Annotated in this window: 1 protein-coding gene; it reads right to left on the bottom strand. The window is 43.7% G+C overall.

Going from position 1 to position 380, the window contains the following annotated elements:
- Positions 1-380: S-layer homology domain-containing protein (locus GQF01_RS26400; RefSeq protein ID WP_161409966.1), on the bottom strand; the 380-nt coding region annotated here is incomplete at both ends.

The following is a 380-nucleotide window of genomic DNA, read 5'->3' as shown; positions in this document are numbered from 1 at the left end:
GTTACTTTACCAGCTGGGTTGTATTGACCTTCTGCATAACCATCTGTTACGCCAGCTGTTTTCAAAGCTTCAATATAAGGAAGTGCATAACCGTTTGCTTCGTCGGTTACACTAACGTCTGTAAAGCTGGAAGTTTGCAAATCTTTGTTGATGTCAAGACCCATGATCAAAGCCGCAACTTTTGCGAATTGTGCACGGTTCATTTCATCTTTCAGACCAAACGTTGTTTCAGATACACCGTCAAAGATACCAGCGGAGATCATCGCATCGAATTTCGCTTTTGTAGCTGCATCTAGGTCTTTCAAGTCCGTGAAATCAGCAGACGACTTTGCAGCGAATGCTAGGGATGAGAACATGGAAAGAGCCATAGCGGATGTAAG

It is taken from the genome of Paenibacillus silvestris, assembly GCF_009882985.1.
Classification (GTDB): Bacteria; Bacillota; Bacilli; order Paenibacillales; family NBRC-103111; genus Paenibacillus_E; species Paenibacillus_E silvestris.
This window is presented reverse-complemented; position numbering and strand designations above follow the sequence as displayed.